Source organism: Arhodomonas sp. KWT (genome assembly GCF_010993615.1).
The window spans coordinates 1-1,000 of the sequence record NZ_WNXE01000606.1 but is presented as its reverse complement, the minus strand read 5'-3'; the positions used below and the strand labels follow the sequence as shown (position 1 = coordinate 1,000).

Sequence of the window (1,000 nt, the reverse complement as noted above, 5' to 3'; positions counted from 1 at the left end):
TGGCTGCCGACGGATCGCGCCGAGCCGTCCGCACCCCCCTCCAAGCCGGTTTCAGCCGTAACGCAGCATTACGGCGACAAAGATCAGCGAGACGATCGAGGCGCCCCACAGTACGCCGGCCCCGACGATGCCGAGCCAGGCGAGGTGGATGTAGGCGCTGCCCAGCAGGCCGATGAACAGGCGATCGCCCCGGGTCGTGGCGATGGGCAGCAGGCCCCGGCGCTCCACCGTTGGATAGACGAACTCCAGCGCCCCGAAGACCACGAGCATCAGCGCGACCCCCGCGAAGAAGATCGCCGTGGGCGTGGTCCAGAGCATCCATTCCAGCGTGAAAGTCATGCGTGTTCCCTCCGATTCACACCCGCCCGAGGGCGAAGCCCTTGGCGATGTTCTTGCGCACGAACCAGATCACCAGGGCGCCGGGCACCACCGTCAGGACACCGATCGCCGCAAGCAGGCCCCAGTCGATGCCGGTGGCGGTCTGGGTGCGCGTCATCGCCGCGACGATGGGCTTGGCGTTCGTGCTGGTGAGCTGGGAGGCGAGCAGCAGCTCCACCCAGCTGAACATGAAGCAGAAGAACGCAGTAACGCCGACGCCCGCCTTGATCAGCGGCAGGAATATCAGGGTGAAGAACCGCGGCCAGCTGTAGCCGTCGATGTAGGCGGTCTCGTCCACCTCCCGCGGCACCCCGGACATGAAGCCCTCGAGGATCCACACCGCCAGCGGCACGTTGAACAGCGTGTGAGCCAGGGCCACGGCGATGTGGGTGTCGAACAGGCCCACCGTCTTGTAGAGCTGGAAGAATGGCAGCAGGAATACCGCCGGCGGCGCCATGCGGTTGGTCAACAGCCAGAAGAACAGGTGCTTGTCGCCGAGAAAGCTGTAGCGCGAGAAGGCGTAGGCCGCCGGCAGCGCCACGGCGAGCGAGATGACCGTGTTCATCGCCACGTAGATGATCGAGTTCAGGAACGGCCAGTACCACGTCGGGTCCGTAAAGAT

The 1,000-nt window shown here is 65.4% G+C and carries 2 protein-coding genes; both read right to left on the bottom strand.

Annotated features, from left to right (window positions below; translation table 11 throughout):
• Window positions 1–51 precede the first annotated feature (51 nt).
• On the bottom strand, window positions 52–339 hold the full coding sequence (locus tag G7A99_RS21090; protein WP_018719764.1) for a DUF2160 domain-containing protein: 288 nt from the start codon (window positions 337–339) through the stop codon (window positions 52–54).
• Between the two features lie 16 nt (window positions 340–355).
• Window positions 356–1,000, bottom strand: a 645-nt coding sequence (locus G7A99_RS21085; protein ID WP_163143863.1) for a carbohydrate ABC transporter permease, incomplete at its 5' end; no start/stop codon positions are given.